Here is a 21701-nt window from a genome sequence, read left to right on the forward strand (position 1 = left end):
GATTAACGCCGGCTACGCAAATGGTCACCGACTTCGAATTTCACGATTTCGGCAGTCCCTGAACCTTCGAAATGTTGGGAGAGTTCTGCGAGGAACCACACCATGGCCGAGCGCCCCCCTTGCAAATGAAAAACCACGGTGCAGTACTCCTCGCAAGCCGCGTCGCTGGGTCGAATGGAAGGCTGAACAACGATAGGAAACTGATCCAACATTAGAAAACTCCTTACCAAGCCCTGTTGGCTTCAAGGTCGATCAAACAAAAGTAATTGGGTGAAATGCTGATTGGGCAATTTGTTTTATTGAGGTTCCGCACACCTCATTACCGATGAGATCGCTTCGCGCCATTCCGGAAATAATTCGATGGCCAGCGCCTGCATGATTTCTAGCGCAGACTGCGAGCGTCGACGTTTACTCGACGGGCGTGTATCTATTCGGTGGACCGGTAAGCCGAGGGAGGCGGCATTGAGATAGGCCACTCGGTCCGGGATTACGGTGTCTAGCACCGAGATATTGGTAGCCTCTGCGAAAGTCTCGCGCAGGCTTCGGATGATCATCCGGGTGTCCACTCGATTGACGTTTACCTGGTTCAGTAAGAGCCGTAAGGGCGGCGGGTCGATGCCCAGGTGGCGAAACGGCTCGAGCTCACTCAATAGCTTCAAGGTGCCACGGCGCATTTCGCGGGCAGCGAGCATTTCTGGCGTGATGGGAGAGAGGGCGAGATCGGAGGCCAGGATGGCCATCTCCAGCAGTACACTGCGTGCTCCCTGAGTATCGATCAAAAGCAGGTCATAATTGAGACACAACTCGTTGAGCAAATTGTGCAGGCGTAGTCGTCCGTCAGGGGCATGCAGCAACAAGGTGCTCAGTCGACCTTGATCGTCGTTGGAGAAAATCAGGTCGAGACCGACGACTGCAGTCCTAGATATTATTCGCTCAGGTATTGTTAGCTTGAGTGCAATGAGTTCGTACGCACCTGCATGAGCTTTTTGGCTCAATGAGTAATAACTGGATAGGGTGGGTTGGCTATCTAGATCCAACAGCAGAACGCGCAAGCCAGCATCGGCCAACAGACCACCGAGATTGGCCGCTACTGTCGTTTTACCTACCCCGCCCTTAGTGGAAACCACCGATATCACGTGCATCCCCTCACTCCTGTTGCGAAAGGCGTTCTGCAATCCAGTGCTCGATTTCCAGTGAGTCCCAGCCAACTGCGCGCAGTCCGATACGCTTCGCCCGCGGAAACTTGCCTTCCTTCATCAGGTTGTAAATGTGCGCACGTTTGAAGCCGGTTTTTTGTTCAACCTCATCACGTCGCATGATGTGGCGTTGGGGTTGAGGTGCTTCAACTGAGGTGACAGATTGGTTGGACATGCTAGTCACTCCTGGCGCCGATTGGCGCGTGGTGGGAAGTGACATGGATTGAATCGCACAAGGCGGGATGAGTCATTGCATTGCAATCAAGCCTATTGCAACGCAATTGACTGGATCAGTTGTTTTTTTTGAGGCTACGATTGGCCACGGCAAACTTTTCATCCAGCGTGCGCTTGCTGAGGCCGGGCACATCTTTGTGACGAGCGACAATGGCATCAACGATGGCTGCTTGATTCGTGAATACCGAAAGAGGTTTTCCGGCGGGCGAATGGTCCAAGAGAAGGCTGACCAATGCCCCAATGATGTTGTGATAGGTCAGTTCGCTGCGCTCGCTGAGTTGACCATTCGTTTTGGCCAAGGCTTTGAGATCATCTCTCTCAAGTCCAATCGACTGGAGTTCTCCCAAGATTTCTTGAATGAGCTGCTGTTGCGCTTTGAACGCTCTCGATAACTCATCTCGATCTGCTTTCAACGAGAGAAAAGTTCCGAGGCTCACCTTTGCAGGTGCATCCTCACCGGACTCGAATAAAAAACTGGGCTTATGGTCGGGATAATGAATCTCCATCCAACGGCGTAAGTCTGAATGGCGGATGGTAAGCTGATAGGGCTCTACATAGCTTCCCAAAGGAACAGAAATGCCGAGGCAACCATAAGGCAGTTCTCCATTTCGTAAAGCATCACCGATCTTTTCTACGGCTGCCTGAAGACTTGGCCATCGACAAAACAGCTGAGGCAGGTTATTTGGCTGCAGCCAAGCGGCTTTCAATATTTCAGACTCATGATGAATAAGATTACACCAGCGCAGAGCCGCTTCTATGGGCCTATAGAAGAGCTTGGTTTGCGGATTAGAAAAGTTAGTAGGCATCTACTGGTAGACCTCCATTTCTGGATGGATGGGCCTCCCGTAGTACCTTCTTACATCGCGAACCTGCTAATAGCTGATTTGCAGCGACGGATTCACTCAAGTTGACTCGGTGAGGTCATTCCATTTGACTGATTATATTGCCGGCGCAGTTTTTATATCCCGATTTGAAAGTATAAGTTAGTTGGAACAGTTGCAGCGAGGATGTCTTATGCGCTACACCTCGGCCGATATCTAAGGGCACCGACCGGTAGCAACTGTTATTACATGCTCTACAGGGGGGTGGCGCATCCTGTGCTTGCATCGAGAAGGTTATTAATTCATAGCATGCGGCGCAACACATTGTTACGAGGGTCGCGGTCGAAGAGTCGGTGCTTGAGCGCACCCGCGATATGCAGCACGATCAACACCAGCAAGGTATAGGCCAGTACCTTGTGTAGCCATTGGAACACGACAAACCAATCGTCATTCTTTGTCAGCAGCTCCGGCAGGTTCACACCGAAAAAGAATACCCCGTCGCTCATGGTGTAGGTGCTTGACATCGAGTACCCCATCAACGGGACGGCCACGATCAGCACGTACATGGAGCGTTGTACAAACCGTGAGAGGAAACGCTCATGCGCCGCCAGTGTTTGCGGTGGCTGCGGAAGGGCGGGGGTGCGAACACGCAAGGCGATCTGTACTAACACCAGCAGAAACGCCAGCACGCCGAACGATTTGTGCCACGGGTAGTAGAGCGTGTATTTACTCACGACTTCATCATCGAGCCCGGTCATGTGCCAGCCGGCCCAGAGCAGCCCGGCTATGACGACGGCACGCACCCAGTGCAGGATGCGCAGGGACACGGGATACCGATCGATTGCCGTTTGTGTTTGGTTGTTCATCGCAGTCTCTTCATTGATCATCAAGGCGTTGAAAACGCACGATTGAATGCCACCCTCCGCGGCCATGGCCGCGAGGATGGCAAGTGCAGTGACTGCTCTCAGGCAGGCAGCAGCACGGTGATCACTTTCTCCTCGGTGTAGACCAGCGCGCCGCTCAGCCCGCCTTCGCGGCCGATGCCGCTGGCCTTGACGCCGCCCCACGGCAGGTTGGCGTCCAGCGGGCTCCAGCAGTTGACGCCGATGGCGCCGACCTTTACCGCTGCGGCCACGCGGTGCGCGCGCGCTAGGTCGGTGGTCCACACCGTGGCGGCCAGGCCGTAGGCGGAGTCGTTAGCCAGTGCCACGGCTTCTTCTTCGCTGTCGAAGGTGATCACCGTGCCGACAGGGCCGAAGATCTCGTCCTGGGCGATCGTCATGTCATTGCGGGCATTGGCGAAAATCGTTGGGCGTACGAACCAGCCCTGGTTAGGGGTGGATACGCCGCCGGCCAGCAGCGAGGCGCCTTGGTCGATACCGAGCTGGATGTAACGGTTGACGCGATCAAATTGCGCTTTCTTGGCCACCGGCCCCATCTGCACGTCAGGCTGGCGAGGATCGCCGACCTTGACCGCGCGCGCGGCGTCGGCCAGTGCACCAGCGAATCTCTCGGCGAGGCTGCGCTGGACCAGGATGCGCGAGCCGGCTGCACAGATCTGCCCCTGGTTGGCGAACAGGCCCAGGGTGCAGCCGAACAGCGCCTCATCGAAAGGCGCATCGTCGAACACGATCTGCGGGCTTTTGCCGCCCAGTTCGAGTGCCACACGCTTGAACAGCACACCCGCGGTGCGCTGGATCTCACGCCCAGCCTCGGGGCTGCCGGTGAAACTGATCTTGGCCACATGCGGGTGTTCGCATAAGGCGCGGCCTACCTGGGCACCGTAACCGGTGACTACGTTAATCACGCCGTCAGGAAATCCCGCTTCCTGCGCCAGCGCCGCCAGATGCAGGGCCGATTGCGGGGTTTCTTCCGAAGGTTTGATAACCACGGTGCAGCCCGCCGACAGCAATGCGGCGAGCTTCCACACGGTGATCATCAGCGGTGAGTTCCACGGCACGATGGCGCCCACGACTCCCACTGGCTCGCGTACGGTGTACGAGAGGGTCTTGCGACCGAAGTAGCCGCCGGTGGGAATGGTGCGTCCTTCAAGCTGGTTGGCCCAGCCGGCGGCGGCGCGCAGGTTGGCGATAGCGTTGGGCAGGTCCATCCGGCGCGGTTCGAGCGGTGAACGGCCGATGGCGTCGGCGTCCATGTCGGCCAGTGATTCGCTGTCGCGCTCCACCAGGTCAGCGAGTTTCGATAACAGCCGGCCGCGCTGGGCGCCGTCAAGCCGGCTCCAGGCGCCACCTTCCAGCTGGGCGCGCGCCGCTGTCACGGCCCGGTCCACATCCTCGGCGGTGCCGCTTGCGCAACTGCCGTACACCTGTTCGGTCACGGGATTGATAAGGGGGATGCGCGCGCCGTCGCTGGCTTCGAAGGGCGCGCCCTGGATAAAGTGGTTCAGGTGCTGAGTCATGTGGATGTCCATGCGTGATTGTTCGGAGGTGACACGCCTCATGCCTTGAGGGAAGCCAGCGCATCACCAAAGATGTCCAATGCCTTGAAGAACAGCGAGCGTGTGATCGTCAGCGAGGGCATCACACGCATCACGTTGCTGTAGCGCCCGCAAGGGATCATCAGTACGCCATGGTTCATCAGGTAGCCCATGAGTTGGCCAATCTTGGCGCCCTCGAGCGGTGTCTTGGTGGCGGCGTCTTCCACCAGCTCGATACCGATCATCAAACCGCGGCCGCGGACTTCGCCAACGAACGGGCTGTTGAACCCACGGATACGTTCCTGCGCTTCCAGCCCCAGGGTGTGGGCGCGATCGAGCAGACCGAGTTCCGGGTCCTGCAAGATACTGATATTGGTCAACGCCACGACCGCAGACAACGAGTTGGCGGCGAAGGTATTAGGCATCGAGCCGTCGGGAATCTGGGCGGCGAGGTCCGAACGCATGATCAACCCGGCCATTGGCAAGTCGCTGCCAATGCCCTTGCCGAAGGTCAGCATGTCGGGTTTCACACCGGAGTGTTCGACCGCCCACATCTTGCCGGTGCGGCCCGCACCGGACTGTACTTCGTCAACGATCAGCAACGCGCCGGCGCGGTCGCAGGCCTTGCGCAACAGTTGCAGGAACTCGGGGGAGGGCGGCACGTAGCCGCCTTCGCCCTGCACCGGTTCCACAATCACCGCGGCCACGTCATCGGCGGCGGTGTAAGGACTGTTCAGCAGGTAGTCCACATAGTCGCCAGCAATTTGCTCGGCACTTTTTTGCCTGGTGTCGAAGGGAAAGCGGTAGGCGTATGGGTAGGGCGCGTGAATCACGCCGCCCATCATCGGGCCGTAGCCCTTGCGGTAGGCTGTGCCGGTGGTCAGGGCGCCGGAGGCGTTCCACACGCCGTGGTAGCCGCCGTGGAAGGCGAGGATCTGGTGGCGCCCGGTAATGCGTTTGGCGAACTTGATCGCAGCTTCCAGCGCATCGCTGCCGCTTTGCGTGAAGAACGTGATGCAGTCGCCGCGCAGGCCGTCGGGCGCGATCTCGGACATCTTGGCGGCCAGTTCGGTGCGGCGGGTGCTGTTGATTTCCAGGGCATGCATCAGCACTTCGGACTGTTCGCGGATGGCTTGCACGACTTTCGGGTGGCAACGACCGACGCTGCTGACGCCTACGCCCGCAGACAGGTCGATGAAGGTGTTGCCGTCGGGATCCTTGAAGGTCGCGCCGAACGCGCGGTCCATGGCGATAGGCATGCGGCCGCCGCCACGCGCCATTGATTCGGTGCTCGCCGACAACGCCAGGGCCTCGCGGGTCAGGGGGCCGGGCAGGGTGCTGGAAATAATTCGCGGGGCATCCGCGAAGTGCAGGGATTCTAGTTTGGACTCGATCATGACGCACTCTCTGGGGTAGCGGTTTCAGTGTGTGGATCATTCTCATGGAGTGTCCTTGACCGTTAGCCCGAATCGGCAAATAGATGAATCGGCCGTCCGCAGTTTTCGACAAAGGGGATTTGAGAAGAAATTTCGCGGGATTTGAACTTTGTGCGAATATCGCAAAGGAATGCGAACTAAAAACAAAAATTGGCAGAGGCTTTTCGCACATCATGAGAAACCACCACATAAGCCATTTTCGTGATATCCATGCCCATGCGGCCACCGTTCAGGAGTGGAACCAGGATTACAGCCAGTTAACCGCCGGTCTGGCCGAAAGTTCGCTGATGCAGCTGACCACTGCGCGTTGCCACGTTTTCCGCGAGCAGATCAACCAGCGGGTGGTGCAGCGCGGTGTGGCGCCGCGCGGCAAGATGTGCTTCGCCGTGCCGATCAGCGTGCCGGGTTCGACGCGCATGCAGGGGCGCGAAGTGGATGACAGCAGCCTGTTCTTTCTGCAGGGGGGCGAGGAGTTCATGTTCCATATGCCGATGGGCATGGAGCTGCTGTCCATCACTTTCGAACGCGATTGGTTCGAACAGGCGCTGGCGCAGACGGCGTCGGCCAGTGAGATCACTCGGTTGCTGCGCCAGCCAGTGATCCGAGTGTCCGCCCAGCGCTTCACCCAGGCTCGGCTTCGATTGCTCGCGATGCTTTCCCTGGCTGAGATCGATGACGAACTCGACAGCGTGCGCGAGCAGGGGCTGGAACGGGCCTTGCTCGGTGAGTTGTTGCAATTGCTTACCGACCCGGCCTGTGACAAGCAGCAACGCAGTCCGAGTTCCACGCGCAGCTTCATTGTCGAGAAATGCCACCGGCTGACGACTGCCGAAATGATCAACGTGCCCAGCGTTAACGAGTTGTGCCAACGCCTGCAGGTAAGTCGGCGCACCGTGCAAAACAGTTTCCGCTCGGTAGCCGAGACCACGCCGCTGAACTACTTGCGCTCGGTCCGGCTCAACGGTGTGCGCCGCACCCTGATGTGTACCCTCGCGTCCCACCTTTCGATTGGTGATGTCGCCGCTCAATGGGGTTTCTACCACCTCAGCCATTTTGCCGAAGAGTACCAGACGCTGTTTGCAGAGTTGCCGTCCCACACTCCTCGCGCTGCCATCCCCGTCTGCGCGCGCGCCTGAACACCAGCGCGGCGGTGGAGCTGAGCGTACGCCTGGCCGCGCAGTGCGGTCGATGCCCGCTACGTTCTAGGCGCGGAACTGGTCCATCAGTTTCATTTGCTGGTTGGCCCGTTCGTTGAGCTGACTGCTGATCTGCGCCGACTCGGCGGCCTGTTCAGTCAGTGTCTCGGTCACGCCGCGGATGGTCGAGACGTTGCGATTGACCTCCTCGGCCACCGCGCTCTGCTCTTCCGCCGCGCTTGCAATCTGCAGGTTCATGTCATTGATGACCGTAACCGCGTTGCTGATTTTACCGAGCGCCTCCACGGCCTGATGGATCTGGCTGGCGTTGCTCTGGGCTTGAGTCTGGCTTGAGTGCATGGTTGCCACTACGCCACGCGTACTGGTCTGGATACGCTCAATCACCAAACGGATTTCCTCTACCGAATCCTGAGTTCGCTTGGCAAGGTTGCGTACTTCGTCGGCAACCACCGCAAAACCCCGGCCGCTTTCCCCGGCCCGTGCGGCCTCGATCGCGGCGTTGAGGGCGAGCAGATTGGTCTGTTCGGCGATGCTACGGATCACTTCCAGCACCGAGCCGATCTGTTCGCTGTTGATCGCCAGAGCTTCGACTTCAGTTACGGCCTTGCTGACATCACTGGCCAGCGCGTTGATGTCACGGGTGCTTCGCTCAATGATGGTTATGCCTTCTTTGGACGCCTGGTCTGCGCCCCGGGCCGCCAGGGCTGCGTTTGACGCGCTGTTGGCGACTTCGTGCGCAGTAGCGCTCATTTCGTGGGAAGCGGTTGCCAATTGATCAATCTCGCGAAATTGTACCTGCATCCCTTCGCTGGTCTGGCGCGCGATTTCCGAAGACTGGTCGGCGGTGCCGCGCGCTGCGGTGATGCTCTGCTTGAGCTGCGCGATGGTGGGTTGCAGTTTGTCGAGAAACCGGTTGAACCAGTTCACCAGTTCGCCCAGTTCATCTTTCTTGCGGTAATCCAACCGCTGGGTCAGGTCGCCGTCGCCGCTGGCAATCGCCTTGAGCATTCGAGCGACACTGTTGATGGGGCGTGTCACACCGGAGGCGGTGAACCAGATTAGTAGCAGGCCCAACAACCCTGCGCCGATGGCGACCAGCAGCGACTCCAGTATGTCGCGGGTTTGCGTCTGGTCAAGCAAGGCCTGAAGCTTCATTGAGTCCGCCAGCAGGACGCCCTTCGGCAGGTCGATAGCCACTCCCCACGCCGCCGCTTCGGGCATTGGCGCAACGGGGTAGACAGCGCGAATCAGGTCATCACGTGCCAGCACTACCGGCTTTTGTTGTTTCAATGCGGTGAGCACTGCTTTGCCATCCTCTGCCGAAGGAACGCTGATGTTTTTTCCGATCTGACTCGCGTCCGCGCTGTAAGCGGCAAGTACACCACTGTCGGAAACAATCAGCATGCGCCCTGAACCGTTGAACAGCGTACGCTGAGCATCGCTGGCGGCAGCTTGCAGAGCGCCGAGCGCGAGATCGACCCCAAGGGTGCCGACGACCTTGCCATCGGCGATCAGGGGCATCGACAGCGTGGTCATCAGTTGAACCTGTCCGGCCTGGGTGTCGGCATAAGGGGCCATCAGGCAAGTGCTTCGGGTATCTCGTGGGCAGGTGTACCAACTGTTATAAGGCGTGCCGCTGATGCTCAGTTCGGTTTTCTGCAAGTCGCTTTCAGGGATCAGGATATTCATCGCTTCGCCTGCGCCGCGATTCCAGGCGCTGGCAAACCGTCCATCTTCGTTGGAGGCGCGTGCGGCGTCGTTGGCGAACTCACGGTCTTTTCCATCCAGCGCATCAGGTTCGTAAACCAGCCAAAGCCCTAGAACCTGCGGATTGCGTTCGAACGTCGTCTTGAGCGCCAGGTTAAGTTCCTCACGCAATGTAGCGGCCGCCAACCCCCGCTGGGCGGCCATGGTGCGTAAGTTGGCCGCCTGGTCGGAAAAAGCGCTGATGATCTGCAGGCTATTGCCGAAGACTCTTTGCAGGTTCGTTGCCTGCTCCGCGGCCCTGGCCAGCAGCAGGGTTTCGCCGCTTTCGGTCAGCATCCTGCTGCTCGAGGTGCTGATCAACCGGTTGTTCTGGTTACCCTGATAGAGGTTCATGCCGACGATCAGGCCGATCACGCCAAGCAGGCACAAACCGGACAAGAGGACGATTTTCAAGCGGATGGAAAGGGCGTCGAGCATTTGGCTATCTCACAGGTGAACAGCGTGTTGATCGATCATCGGTTGGTTTGGGACCACCGACTTTTTATTGGATGTGTCACTACATCGGCTGCTGTCACCTATTCATGACAACAGTTTACGTGGCCTGACCAGCAGCGCTGCCATTAGCAACAATGCCGCACAGGCCGCCAGCACGGCGACGAAACCTGCGTCGAACGCCGCACGGGCTAACTCGGTCAGCATCGTGACGTGTTCGGGCGAAGACGTCGCGGCAACCACCAGCGCATCGTCGAGGCTCTCGAAGATCATGGGATTCAGGGCCAGCCATGGCGCAATCGTCTGGCTCGCCGAGTACGTGTAGATTGCCGATAACAGGCTGCCCGCCAGCGTCACGCCCGCGGCGCCGCCCAGTTCAAAGGATACTTCCTCAAGGGAGGCGGCCATGCCGGCTTTGTCGGCGGGCACGCTGAGCATGATCGTGCTGGACGCTGCGGTCAGCGCTGCGCCCATCGTAAAGCCCAGCAGCGCAAGGCTGACGATCTGCACTGGCGCTGCGGCGTTGTGCGCCAGCAAATAGGTGAGCATCGCAGCGGCTGAGAGCAGCAGCGTCCAGAACAGCATACGCTGCTCTCCCAGGCGCGGCAGGTAATGCCCGGCAAGCGGTCCGGCGACGAACGAACCCAGCGGCAGCGGCAGGATGAACAGCGCCGCCTCCAGCGGCGACAGGCCCAGCACCAGTTGCAGGCGCTGGCTGAATACCAGTTCCATGCCGATCAAGGCGGCGGCTGATACCACTGCTGAAATCACTGCATTTCTGAAGCCTGACGCGCGGAACAGCGTCAGATCAAGCATCGGCTGATCGGCACGCCGCTGACGTCGAATGAAAAGCGTCAGAAATAACGTGCCCAAGACGAGCGCAATCAGCATGGCTTCGAAGGAGGGGTGCCGTTTACCCAGTTCCTTGACCGCATAAGCTACGCTGATCAAGCCGATCATGACCTGCAGCGAACCCAGCCAGTCCCAGCGTCTTTGCGCATTCCCCGGGTGATCGGGAATCACTGTCGCTGCGAGCAGCAGAGCCAGCAGCACAATCGGTACATTGATGAGAAACACCGAGCCCCACCAGAAATGCTCCAGCAAAAGCCCACCCACTACGGGGCCGAATGCGGCGCCCCCGGAGGCTACTGAGGCCCAGATACCGAACGCCATGGCTTGCTCGCGCGGGTCGGTAAACGTCAAACGCACCAGCGCCAACGTAGCGGGCATCATCATCGCTGCGCCGACCGCGAGGAAACCACGGGCGCCGATCAATACGCTGGCCGACGGCGAGAATGCAGCGATCAGCGAGAACAGGCCGAAAACGCCCAGGCCACCGATAAACAGGCGTTTGTGCCCAAGGCGGTCCCCGAGGGTGCCCATGCCCAACAACAGTCCGGCGGCGACCAGCGCGTAGATATTAATGATCCAGAGCTTTTGTGACGCCGTGGCCCCTAGCTCTCGTGTCAGTGTGGGCAAGGCGGTATACAGCACCGTCATGTCAATGACGATAAGCAGTAATGCGCTGGAGATTATGGCCAGTATCAGCCAGCGGCGCTTGGAGTCAGTAAAGGGCATGGCTGGCATCCAGAATAGGGGGCTGGACCTAGCATGCCTGAATGCAGAGGGGCTCCGTTATCCCAAATCGGTCCTGAAGGCCGGTATCTGTCGGTCTGATGTGACACCGGCGATGTTACCGATTTGGGATAGCGGGTTGTTCGTGGGGGGGCATAGCATCGAATACAGCGTGCAATCCCAAAAACAAAAGCGCTACCTGGTACCGATAGCGCCTTGATCGGACCTACACCACAGCGACTGCCTCATACAATAAGGTTAAGAACATGAGTCTATCTATCCCGGTCAACAGCTCCACGGAGCTCAAGCGTGGCGCCTTGGGTGTCGGCTTTATCATCTTCTTCGTGATTTCGGCGGCGAGTCCGCTCAGCGTCATCGCAGGAGGATTCCCGATTGGCATCATGCTGGGCAATGGTGCCGGTACCCCGGCGTTGTTGTTGCTCGCCTTGCTGGTGCTGGTGGCGTTCTCGGTCGGCTACACCACCATGGCTCGCCACGTCACCAACGCCGGTGGTTTCTACGCCTTTACCTCGCGTGGCTTGGGTGGCCTGGCCGGAGGGGCGGCGGGTGTGCTGGCGATGTTTGCCTATAACATCCTGCAAGTTGGCCTCTATGGCATGTTCGGTGGTGTGGTCAGTGGCACCATGGAGAGCGTGTACGGCTTGGTGTTGCCCTGGTGGTCCTACTCGCTGATGGCGATGGTCAGCATCGCGATCCTCGGCTATCGCAAGATCGATCTGTCGGCCCGCGTATTGTCGGTGGTGGTGATTGCCGAATACCTGGCGATCCTGACCCTGGATGTCGCGATTCTCAAGACCGGCGGCGACAGCGGTGTCAATCTCGACTCCTTCACCAGCCGGCACGTGTTCAGCGGTACTCCGTCGATCGGCCTGCTGTTCTGCTTCGCGGCCTTTATCGGCTTCGAGGCCACTACGATTTACGGCGAAGAAGCGAAAAACCCACACCGCACCATTCCGATTGCCACCTACAGCTCCGTGCTGCTGATCGGCGGGTTCTACGCGCTGTCAGTCTGGTCGATGGTGGTGGGCGTAGGATCGGATAAAATCGTGCCGATGCTGCAAGCCTTGCAGGACCCGACCACCTTCATCTACGGCATGTCGGACCACTTTGTCGGCCCCTATCTGACGCAAATTATCCGCGTGCTGTTCATGGTCAGCATCTACGCCGGGCTGCTGGCGTTTCATAACGCCGCGGCACGCTATTTCTACGCCATCGGCCGGGACGGTCTGCTGCACAGTTTGCTGGGTACCACCCACCGTGTGCACCAAAGCCCGCATATGGGTTCGGCGTTGCAAAGTCTGATCGCCGCAGTCGTGGTGCTGATCTTCGCCGCCATGGATGCGGATCCGATCCTGCAACTGTTCGCCTGGTTCTCCAACCTCGCCACGCTGTGCGTCATTTTGCTCATGGCGATGACTTCGATCTCGGTGTGTGTGTATTTCCACCGGCATCCCGAACTCAACGTCGGCATCTGGCGGGGGCGTATTCTGCCGATTTTCTCCTGCCTGGCCTTGCTGATGGTGCTGGTGCTGGCGGTGGTGCATTTCGATGTGCTTACCGGCGCGAGCCAGCTCTTGTCCTACGCCTTATGCGCAGTCATTCCAGCGGCGCTGCTGGGCGGGGTTTTTCTCGCCGCGCGACTGCGCAAGGTATCGCCGCAGCGTTTTCTGGCGCTGGGCAGCCACAAACTCTGAGGCATTGAGCGATACCGTCTCACTGCACCTTGCACACTATAGACTGTTCGCTTGCCGGTGTCCGGCAAGGCTCGCCAGCGTTAAAGGAAGATGACACATGCACCACTACAAGATGCTTATCAATGGGGTTCAGGTTGCCGGTGAAAACGGACAGTTCGAGGTGATCAATCCGGCCACCGGCGCCGCATTTGCCCAATGCCCGGCCGGCTCGCTGGCTCAACTGGACGATGCGGTGGCCGCCGCCCAGGCGGCTTTCAAGGAATGGCGTCATGTTTCGCATGCTCAGCGCTGCGAGCGTCTGTTGGCGATTGCCGAGGATATCGAGCAGGGCGCCGATGAGTTGGCCCGGTTGATCGTGCGCGAACAAGGTAAGCCGCTGGAGCTGGCATTTTCCGAAGTCATGGGCGCCGCCGCCTGGACCCGCTATGCCGCCGAACAGCAGATTGGCGTGGAACTGGTGGAAGAAACCCCGACCCAGCGCATTGAGCTGCACCGCAAACCCTTGGGTGTGGTGGCTTCCATCACTCCGTGGAACTGGCCGTTCATGATCGCCGTGTGGCACATCATGCCGGCACTGCGCGCCGGCAACTGCGTGATCAGCAAACCGTCGAGCCTGACGCCGCTGAGCACCCTGCGCCTGGTGGAAATCATTGCGCGGCATGTGCCCAACGGTGTGATCAACTGCGTGACCGGCGAGCAGGGGTTCGGCAGTGCGATCACCTCGCACCCGGGGATCCAGAAAATTGTCTTCACCGGTTCCACCGCCACCGGCCAGAGCGTAATGCGCGGCGCGGCCACCAATCTCAAGCGCCTGACCCTTGAACTGGGCGGCAACGACGCCGCGATCGTATTGCCCAGCACCCCGGTGGAGGAGGTGGCCGAGGAGATTTTTCAGGCCGCCTTCCTCAACATGGGCCAGACCTGCGCTGCGCTCAAGCGTTTGTACATTCACGAATCCCAGTACCAGGCCTTTGCCGATGCGCTCACGCTAATTGCTGAACGCCAGGTGGTGGGTGATGGCTTGGAGCCCGGCGTCAACTTTGGGCCGGTGCAGAACCTCGATCAATTGCAACTGGTTGAAGCCTTGGTCGCCGATGCACGGGCCCAGGGCGCACGGGTGTTGTGCGGCGGCGCACGTCTGGACCGTCCTGGGTTCTTTTATCCGCCTACGTTGGTCGCGGATGTGACCGACGGCCAGCGTCTGGTGGACGAGGAGCAATTCGGACCAGTGCTGCCGCTGATCGCTTACAGCGACGTCGAGGATGTGCTGCGCCGTGCCAACGCCGGTGACATGGGCCTGGGCGGCTCGGTATGGGGACCGGAAGTCGAACAGGCCCAGGCCTTGGCCAGTCGCTTGGAAAGCGGCGTGGCCTGGGTCAACTGCCACGCCCGGATCCAACCGAACACGCCGTTCGGCGGCAGCAAGATGTCCGGCTTCGGCGTCGAGTTCGGCCTTGAAGGTCTGTTGGAGTTCACCGGCCAGCAGTTGCTGTTCGTCAATAAGCGCGCGGGCGAGTAACGCCTCGGCGAACCTGGCGCAGCGCGGCTGCGCCCCTGTTATGCCAATTACCTGAGACAGCCTTTAAAGGCGCACTTCAAGGAGCTTCGATCATGCGGTATCCCTCCACTTCATTTCTCAACGGTACATTGGCCTGTACCCTGACGCTCTGCGCCATCAGCCAGGCCCAGGCCTACGAGCTGTACAGCGATGAGAGCCGCCATTTCAACGCAGACATGACCGCCGTATTCGGTATGTTCAACAGCCGCAAGAACTATGACGGCACGTCGGGTGGCTCAACCTGGCGCGAAGGCTTTATCAAATACGGCTTGAGCGGCGACCAGTCCCTGGCGGGCAACGGCACCGCCTATGGTGCGTTCGCCCTGCTCAGCTCCGCCACTTGGGGCGACGGCGACCCGGCCGGCAACACTCTGGGCACCGAACGCACCACCAAAATCGAAGACGCTTACCTAGGGTGGCGCTCCGGCGATCTGTTCCCGGCATTGGGCCAGGACGGTGTGGATATTTCCGGTGGGCGCCAAGTGGTCAAGCTCGGCAGTGGCTTCCTGATCAACGACGACGGGCCGAACCTGGGCAAGGGCCCGGCCGATGGCAAGCTGAACCGGGGCGGTGCTTACTACCTGGCGGCGCGCCATGCTTTCGATCAGACCGCGTTCCTGCGCTTGGGCGGCAAGGATGGCCTGCATGGCAGCCTGTTGTGGCTCAAGTCCGACAACCGCGCCCAGGCTGAAACCGAAGTGGCCGCCGGTACGCTCGATTACACCACCAAGCCCGGCACCCTGGGGTTGACCTGGGTGCGTGGCATTGATGTGAATGATCGCTGGGCGAGTGATTTTCAGCGCCAGCGCAAGGGTATGAATATCTATAGCGTGCGCGGCGAAGGCGATGCGGGCCTGCCGAACGTCAGCCTGGCATTCGAATACGCCTGGCAGGACAAAGACAGCGGACCGGAAAAAGCCTGGTACGGCGAAGCCGGTTATACCTTTGCCGATGTGGCCTGGGCACCGAAGGTTACCTATCGTTATGCCCGCTATTCACAAAAATGGGATTCGCTGTTTACAGGTCTGAGCTCCGGCTACGGCACCTGGCTGCAAGGCGAAGTCGCCGGCAACTATGCCGGGCCGTTCAACAGCAACACGCGCATCCAGCATGTGGGTCTCAAAGCCACGCCGCTGGAAAACCTGACCCTGGGTGCGTTGTACTTCGACTTCGACACGCTGCGCAAAAGCGATGCGCTGAATCTCAGTGCGCGGGAGCTGGACCTGTACGCCGAGTGGGCCGTCAACCCACACTTGATCATCACGCCGCTGATCGGTCTCTACAAGCCAAAACAGGACTCCACTACGGGCGGAAACCAGGCTGTCGGCAATGGCACCAACCTATACAGCCAGGTGACCGTCGCCGTACCGTTCTGATCCACCCTGGCTGTCGCGCCTCAACTTCAGGGCGCGGCGGCGCCCGGCTGATTGCGCATGTTCTCGGCAATCCGTCGCGTGGTGTCCATCACCATCTCGATCACGGTTTCCTGGCGCAGCAGCCTGAAGCTTTGAGTACTGCCGACGGCGGATAAGCTGCCCACCACTTCGTCCATATCCGGCTGGATGATCGGCGCCGCGATGCCGGTCAGGCCCAGGTTGAGTTCATCGTGGGTCAGGCAATAGCCGTCCTTGCGAATCTTCTTCGTGGCCTTTGCAAAGCTTGCCCAGTCATAGGCACTTTCCGGGTCGCCGGCCATATGTTCTTCGAACAGGCGTTGCAAGCGCCGACCTTTCTGATAGGCGATTAACACCTTGGATTGCGCACCGCGAAAAAACGGCAGCGGGTGCCCGCGCCCGAAGGAGAAGTGGTAAGTGTCAGTCGGTTCGGCGATGTAGGTGTTGATGATGCGCCCGTCATAGAAAACGCTGGCGAACACCGCAAGGCCGGTCTGCGTCGACAGTTCATGCATCAGTTCGCGCCCGGCGAGAAGGATGGGGTCGTACTGGCGCATCATCCAGTCCAGCTCGATCACGCGGGGCCCCAGGCCGTAACTGCCGGCGTCCACGCGCGTCAGCAGCCCGGCGTCACACAGGTCCTTGACGTAGCGATACGCCGTGGCGCGCGACAGGCTCATGCGCTCGGCGATGGTGTCCGGGTCGATCTTCAACGTCTGTGGACCGAACAGGTCCAGGACACTCAACAACTTACTCAGACTGCTCATTTCGTTCCTAGAGAAGGGGAGGCGTGCGGGTAAGCACTATAGGCGAAAACGCCCCAGATCCAATGTGGAGCGGGGCTTGCTCGCGAAAACGGTACTTCAGTGACGGCTGTGTGGACTGACATGCCGCTTTCGCGAGCAAGCCCGCCCCCACACGTCATCACTCTATATTGAGAACGTATTAATTGCATATAATCTCAAAATAAGAGATTTAACTTAAATTAAATCTTGTTATGAGTGTCTTTATATGTGATAAATCTCATCAAAGAAAACGCTCAAGTGAGAGGGCTGACAATGAATGGCGCACAACTAATAGTGAATGCGGCAGCGGCAAGTGGTATCGAATACTGCTTCGCCAACCCGGGAACCACCGAGATTCCGCTGGTGGCCGCCATGGCCAGTGCACCCGCCCTCAAGCCGGTGTTGTCGTTGTTCGAAGGGGTGTGCACCGGCGCGGCGGACGGTTACGGTCGTATCGCCGGCAAACCGGCAATGACCCTGACGCACCTGGGCCCGGGCTTTGCCAACGGCATCGCCAACCTGCACAACGCACGGCGCGCCAACACGCCCATCGTCAATGTGATCGGCGACCACGCGTCATGGCACGTCAATTACGACCCGCCTTTGGCCAGCGACATCCAGGCCCTGGCCGGTACTGTTTCCGGTTGGGTACGCACCTCGCGCACCGCGTCCGGTGTGGGCGAGGACTTGCAGGAAGCCATGCGCGCCGCCTGGCAAGCCAAAGGCCAGATCGCCAGCTTGATCCTGCCCATGGACCTGCAATCCAATACGGCGACCCACAATGGGCAGTTCAGCCCGCTACGTGCGCCGGTCCGGCGCTTTGCCGGCGACCGTATCGAAGCCGTGGCCCAGGCGCTGCGCGATGGCCAGCGCCTGGTCTTCATCGTCGGTGACCAAGGCTTGTCAGTGGCCGGCCTGGAAGCGGCGGGGCGCCTGGCGCAACTGCCCGGCGTGCGGATGTTTGCCGAGACTTTCCCGCGCCTGAGCTACCGCGGCGGCGGCTTGCCCGACCTGGATCGCTTGCCGTATTTCCCGGAAGTGGCAATTGAGATCCTCGAGCAATACGACAAGGTTGTGTGCGCCGGTGTCGTGGAGCCCATCAGTTATTTCGGCTACGAAGGTATTCCGTCACGGTTGGCTGAGCGTGAGCGTCTGCTGTCGCTGGCCGAAGTGGGCGACGATGTGGCCGGGGCGCTGACCGCGCTGGCCGATGCGCTGGATGCGCCGGCCTATGTACCGACGCCGCAGGACATCCAGCTGCCGCCGGGCGAGGCGGCTTTGAGCCCGCAGTCGGTGGGGCAAGTGTTGGCCGCCGCGCTGCCGGACGACTGCATTGTCTCGGTGGAGGGCGGCACCTGCGGCTATCCGTTTTTCACCGCTTCTGCCCGTGCCGCGCGGCACCGTGTATTGACCAATACCGGTGGCGCCATCGGCCAGGGCATTCCGGTGGGTTTTGGCGCCGCACTGGCCGAGCCTGGCAACCGGGTGTTTTGCCTGCAATCGGACGGCAGCGCCCAGTACACCATTCAGACCCTGTGGAGCATCGCCCGCGAGCAATTGCCGGTGGTGATCCTGATTGCCGCCAACCACCGCTACGCGATCCTGCAGAACGAACTGCGCCGTTTCGGCATGACCGAGCTCGACCCGCAGGCGCTCAAGCTGACCGTACTCGACAGTCCGCGTATCGATTGGAAGGCCCTGGCCAAAGGGTATGGCGTGCCGTCCTGCACCGTACACACCAACGCCGAATTGCAACGGGCGCTGGCCAACGCCGCCGCCAATGCCGGGCCTTGCCTGATCGAAATGGCGCTGTGAAGGAGTCGACCATGAACCTGCTCCAATTATTGCCTGCCGTCCAGGCGTTCCTGGACCAGCCCGGCCGCCTGTTTATCGGCGGTACCTGGCAGGACGCCGCCGGCGGTCGTCGCTTTGCCGTGGAAAATCCGGCCACTGAACAGACCCTGACTGAAGTCGCCCAGGGCGATGAGCGCGATGTGAATGCGGCCGTGGCAGCTGCCCGCGCAGCCTTCACCGGCGCCTGGGCCTTGCAGTCACCGGCGCAGCGCGGTTTGTTGCTGTTTCGCCTCGCCGATCTGTTGGACCAGCACCGCGAGGAGCTGGCGCAACTGATCACCCTGGAGAACGGCAAGCCGATCGCCAATGCGCGCGGTGAAGCGGCCAGCGCGGCGAACATCATTCGCTACTTCGCCGGCTGGCCCACCAAGATCGAAGGCAGCACGCTGCCCGTCTCGCCGGCCAGCGGCGCGCCGATGCTCAACTACACCCTGCGCGAGCCGGTGGGCGTGTGTGCGCTGATCGTGCCGTGGAACTTCCCGTTGACCATGTGCGTGTGGAAGCTCGGTCCGGCGCTGGCCACCGGTTGCGTGGCGGTGCTCAAGCCCGCCGAGCAGACGCCGCTGGTGGCGATTCGTCTGGTGCAACTGATTGAAGCGGCAGGCTTCCCGGCGGGCGTGGTCAACCTGATCACCGGCCTGGGCGTCGACACCGGCGCGCCACTGGCGCAGCACCCGGACGTCGACAAGATCGCCTTCACCGGCTCGACCCAGGTCGGTCGGCTGATCGCCCAGGCCGCCACCGGCAACATGAAAAAGGTGTCCCTGGAGCTGGGCGGCAAATCGCCGAACATCATCTTGCCCGACGCCGACATCGTGCGCGCCGCCAAGGGCGCCGCCGATGGGATTTTCTACAACCAGGGCCAGGTGTGCACGGCCGGTTCACGCCTGTATGTGCATGCCAGTATGCTTGATCAGGTGCTCGAAGAACTGCAGCGTCATGCCGCCGCCCACGTACTCGGCGATGGCCTGGACCCGGCCAGCAGCATGGGCCCGCTGGTGTCCGCGCGGCAATTGAACACCGTCAAGGGTTACCTCCAGCGGGGCCAGGAAGAGGGCGCCGAACTGATCTGCGGCGGCGGCCGTCCCGAACACCTGGAGCGTGGTCACTTCATTGCTCCGAGCGTGTTTTTGGACCGCGCCGAGCGCGCCTGCGTGGCCCGCGAAGAAATCTTCGGCCCGGTGCTGACCGTGATGGCCTGGACCGAAATCGACGAACTGGTGCTGCGCGCCAACGACTCGCCCTATGGCCTTGCCGCCGGCCTGTGGACCCGCGACCTGCGCTCGGCGCACCGCGTGGCCGCGCAGCTCAAGGCCGGCTCGGTATGGATCAATTGTTGGAACGTGGTCGATCCGGCCTCGCCGTTCGGCGGCTACAAGCAATCCGGCTGGGGCCGGGAAATGGGCAAGAACGTGATCGACGCCTACACCGAGACCAAAAGCGTCTTCGTCGATCTCGCCTGAATCGAACAATCACAAGAGGAAATGGCAATGGATCTGGAATTGAAAGGCCGTGTGGCAATTGTGACCGGCGGCGGCATGGGCATCGGCAAGGAAGTCGCACGTTTTCTGTCCGAGGAAGGTTGCAAGGTGGTGATCTGCGCGCGGCGCATGGCGTTCCTGCAACTGGCTGCCGAAGAGATCACGGCACAGACCGGTAATGAAGTGCTGCCGCTGTTCTGTGACACCAATGACATGAAGGCCGTGTCGGAGATGGTCGATGCGGCGTACAAGCATTTCGGCCGCATCGACATCCTCGTCAACGGTGCTGCCGCGCCGTCTGGTGTGGTACGCAATGACATCGAGCACGCCGGCGACGAGGAGTTGCTGTCGGACCTCAACACCAAGGTGATCGGCTACTTCCGTTGCGCCAAGGCCGTGACCCCGCACATGAAGGCTGCCGGCTTCGGTCGCATCATCAACATCGGCGGGCTCACCGGGCGCAGCAGCAAAGTGCTCTCGGGCATGCGCAACCTGGCGATTGCCCACATGACCAAAACCCTGTCCGACCAGCTCGGTCCGTCGGGCATCACGGTCAACCTGATTCACCCCGGCGTGGTGGATACCCCGCATATCCAGGAGCTGTACGAGCGCGAAGCGGTCAAGCAAGGCAAGACCGCGGAACAGGTTGAACAGGCCTACATCGACGCGACGCCGATTCGCCGCACCCTGGCACCGATCGAAATGGGCTGGCTGATCGGCTTCCTGGCGTCGCCGAAGGCTGGCGCGGTAACCGGTGAGTCCATCGGCATCGACGGTGGTTTGACCCGTGGCATCTATATCTGAGGAGTATCAGAGATGAGTAACGGAACCCTTTTAGTCGCCACCGTCGGGCAGGCGGTGATTCGCAGTGCCGACGATGGCAAGACCTGGCATCGTCTGGGCCTGGGGCAAGACCTGGAATTCGACGCGATCACCCGCTCCTTGAGCGTGCATCCCGACACGCCCGAGCGAATCTATGCCGGCACCGACGTGGGCTTGTGTGTCAGCCACGACACCGGTGGGCACTGGCAGCGCGTCGATTCGCCGTTCAACGGCGAGACGGTGTGGAAGGTCGCGGTGGACCCGCAGGATGCCCAGCGGATCTTTGTCGGTACCGGTGCGCCCTCGCGCGCTGTGCTGTGGCGCACCCTGGACGGCGGCCTGAGCTGGGATCGCGCGCCGGTGGAGATCCCGGAATTCTGCGACGGCGTCAGTCGCCCACGTTTGCTGGCCTTCGCCTACGACCCCACCGACCGCAATCAGGTGTGGTTCGGCCTGGAGGAGGGTGGGCTGTTCCATTCCCGCGACGGTGGCGACAGCTGGACTCGGGTTGATGACCGCCTGCTGTGGGACTTCAACTCGGATATCCACAACATCCTGGTGCTGCCCAACCATGGCGAAAAAGTCATCGTGGTGGTGTGCGTCAACGCGGTCTACCGCAGCCTTGATGAAGGCTTGACCTGGACCGGCATTGTTGGCCGGGAAGCGTTCGGCCTGTACTACATACGCGCCATGAACGCGCCGCCGGGCACCGAGGACACGCTGTACCTGAGCATTTCCGACGGCACTCCCGGCACCACCAGCAAAATCCTGATTTCCCGTAACGCCGCCCTCAGTTGGGAGGTATTGCCGCTGCCGCAGCAACCCAACTCCTGCGTCTGGGCCATTGCCTTCAACCCGGCCAACCCGCGCCAGATCGTGGCGGGCACCAAGTATGGGCACTTGTTCACTTCTGACAATGGCGGGGACGGCTGGCAGAAGCACTGGCGTGAATTCAGTGAGATCGCGGATGTGCTCTGGACGCCTGCCGTGGCGCAGATCAAGGCCGGGCATCAATCCATCGTCAAGAAAAACTGAGG

17 protein-coding genes and 2 pseudogenes are annotated in these 21701 nt (G+C 60.5%); 8 read left to right on the forward strand and 11 right to left on the reverse strand.

Going from position 1 to position 21701, the window contains the following annotated elements; translation table 11 throughout:
- Window positions 1-2 precede the first annotated feature (2 nt).
- The 7 genes from C4J85_RS09865 to C4J85_RS09895 form a co-directional block, all read right to left on the reverse strand.
- Window positions 3-212 carry a hypothetical protein gene (locus tag C4J85_RS09865; protein ID WP_124403725.1) on the reverse strand — a complete coding sequence of 70 codons (210 nt, stop codon included), beginning with the start codon at window positions 210-212 and terminating at the stop codon, window positions 3-5.
- Between the two features lie 84 nt (window positions 213-296).
- Complete coding sequence (locus C4J85_RS09870) at window positions 297-1142, reverse strand: ParA family protein (RefSeq protein ID WP_124362214.1); 846 nt, start codon at window positions 1140-1142, stop codon at window positions 297-299.
- A gap of 4 nt (window positions 1143-1146) precedes the next feature.
- Complete coding sequence (locus tag C4J85_RS09875; RefSeq protein WP_124362215.1) at window positions 1147-1371, reverse strand: AlpA family transcriptional regulator; 225 nt, start codon at window positions 1369-1371, stop codon at window positions 1147-1149.
- Between the two features lie 115 nt (window positions 1372-1486).
- A complete protein-coding gene (locus tag C4J85_RS09880; protein WP_124362216.1) occupies window positions 1487-2236 on the reverse strand; it encodes a hypothetical protein in 750 nt (249 codons plus the stop codon).
- A 317-nt stretch (window positions 2237-2553) separates the two neighbouring features.
- A complete protein-coding gene (locus C4J85_RS09885) occupies window positions 2554-3117 on the reverse strand; it encodes a cytochrome b (protein ID WP_124362217.1) in 564 nt (187 codons plus the stop codon).
- Window positions 3118-3215: 98 nt separating this feature from the next.
- Window positions 3216-4670, reverse strand: coding sequence for an aldehyde dehydrogenase (locus C4J85_RS09890; RefSeq protein WP_124362218.1), 1455 nt, complete (start codon window positions 4668-4670; stop codon window positions 3216-3218).
- Window positions 4671-4708: 38 nt separating this feature from the next.
- Entirely contained in the window at window positions 4709-6085 is a 1377-nt protein-coding gene (locus C4J85_RS09895; RefSeq protein WP_124409518.1) for an aspartate aminotransferase family protein, read from the reverse strand.
- 212 nt (window positions 6086-6297) lie between these two features.
- Between C4J85_RS09895 and C4J85_RS09900 the strand changes: the two genes are divergently transcribed.
- Entirely contained in the window at window positions 6298-7260 is a 963-nt protein-coding gene (locus C4J85_RS09900) for a helix-turn-helix domain-containing protein (RefSeq protein ID WP_124403726.1), read from the forward strand.
- Between the two features lie 66 nt (window positions 7261-7326).
- Here the strand turns inward: C4J85_RS09900 and C4J85_RS27940 are convergent.
- From C4J85_RS27940 to C4J85_RS09910, 3 genes and pseudogenes are all read right to left on the reverse strand, one after another.
- A pseudogene (locus C4J85_RS27940) lies at window positions 7327-7851 on the reverse strand (methyl-accepting chemotaxis protein); the annotation flags it as partial.
- 333 nt (window positions 7852-8184) lie between these two features.
- A pseudogene (locus C4J85_RS27945) lies at window positions 8185-9465 on the reverse strand (HAMP domain-containing protein); the annotation flags it as partial.
- 102 nt (window positions 9466-9567) lie between these two features.
- Window positions 9568-11058, reverse strand: a complete 1491-nt coding sequence (locus tag C4J85_RS09910) for an MFS transporter (protein WP_124362222.1) — start codon at window positions 11056-11058, stop codon at window positions 9568-9570.
- A gap of 263 nt (window positions 11059-11321) precedes the next feature.
- On the opposite strand from C4J85_RS09910, the gene C4J85_RS09915 reads away from it, so the two are divergent.
- The 3 genes from C4J85_RS09915 to C4J85_RS09925 all read left to right on the forward strand — a co-directional run bounded on the left by C4J85_RS09915 (window position 11322) and on the right by C4J85_RS09925 (window position 15704).
- Window positions 11322-12770, forward strand: coding sequence for an APC family permease (locus tag C4J85_RS09915; protein WP_124362223.1), 1449 nt, complete (start codon window positions 11322-11324; stop codon window positions 12768-12770).
- 97 nt (window positions 12771-12867) lie between these two features.
- Window positions 12868-14289, forward strand: coding sequence for an aldehyde dehydrogenase family protein (locus tag C4J85_RS09920; RefSeq protein WP_124403728.1), 1422 nt, complete (start codon window positions 12868-12870; stop codon window positions 14287-14289).
- Window positions 14290-14381: 92 nt separating this feature from the next.
- Window positions 14382-15704 (forward strand): hypothetical protein, encoded by a 1323-nt coding sequence (locus tag C4J85_RS09925; RefSeq protein ID WP_177412824.1) that lies wholly within the window; start codon window positions 14382-14384, stop codon window positions 15702-15704.
- A gap of 26 nt (window positions 15705-15730) precedes the next feature.
- Here C4J85_RS09925 and C4J85_RS09930 read toward each other — a convergent pair whose 3' ends face one another.
- Window positions 15731-16489, reverse strand: a complete 759-nt coding sequence (locus C4J85_RS09930) for an IclR family transcriptional regulator (protein ID WP_124362225.1) — start codon at window positions 16487-16489, stop codon at window positions 15731-15733.
- A 291-nt stretch (window positions 16490-16780) separates the two neighbouring features.
- Here C4J85_RS09930 and C4J85_RS09935 point away from each other — a divergent pair, with 291 nt between their 5' ends.
- The 4 genes from C4J85_RS09935 to C4J85_RS09950 are packed head-to-tail and all read left to right on the forward strand — an operon-like array spanning window position 16781 to window position 21699.
- Window positions 16781-18322, forward strand: coding sequence for an acetolactate synthase large subunit (locus C4J85_RS09935; RefSeq protein ID WP_124362226.1), 1542 nt, complete (start codon window positions 16781-16783; stop codon window positions 18320-18322).
- 11 nt (window positions 18323-18333) lie between these two features.
- Window positions 18334-19824, forward strand: a complete 1491-nt coding sequence (locus tag C4J85_RS09940) for an aldehyde dehydrogenase family protein (RefSeq protein WP_124409519.1) — start codon at window positions 18334-18336, stop codon at window positions 19822-19824.
- A gap of 27 nt (window positions 19825-19851) precedes the next feature.
- Window positions 19852-20646 (forward strand): SDR family NAD(P)-dependent oxidoreductase, encoded by a 795-nt coding sequence (locus C4J85_RS09945; RefSeq protein WP_124362228.1) that lies wholly within the window; start codon window positions 19852-19854, stop codon window positions 20644-20646.
- 12 nt (window positions 20647-20658) lie between these two features.
- On the forward strand, window positions 20659-21699 hold the full coding sequence (locus C4J85_RS09950) for a YCF48-related protein (protein ID WP_124362229.1): 1041 nt from the start codon (window positions 20659-20661) through the stop codon (window positions 21697-21699).
- Window positions 21700-21701 lie beyond the last annotated feature (2 nt).

Origin of the sequence: Pseudomonas sp. R4-34-07 (genome assembly GCF_003852375.1) — a bacterium.
Lineage (GTDB): Bacteria > Pseudomonadota > Gammaproteobacteria > Pseudomonadales > Pseudomonadaceae > Aquipseudomonas.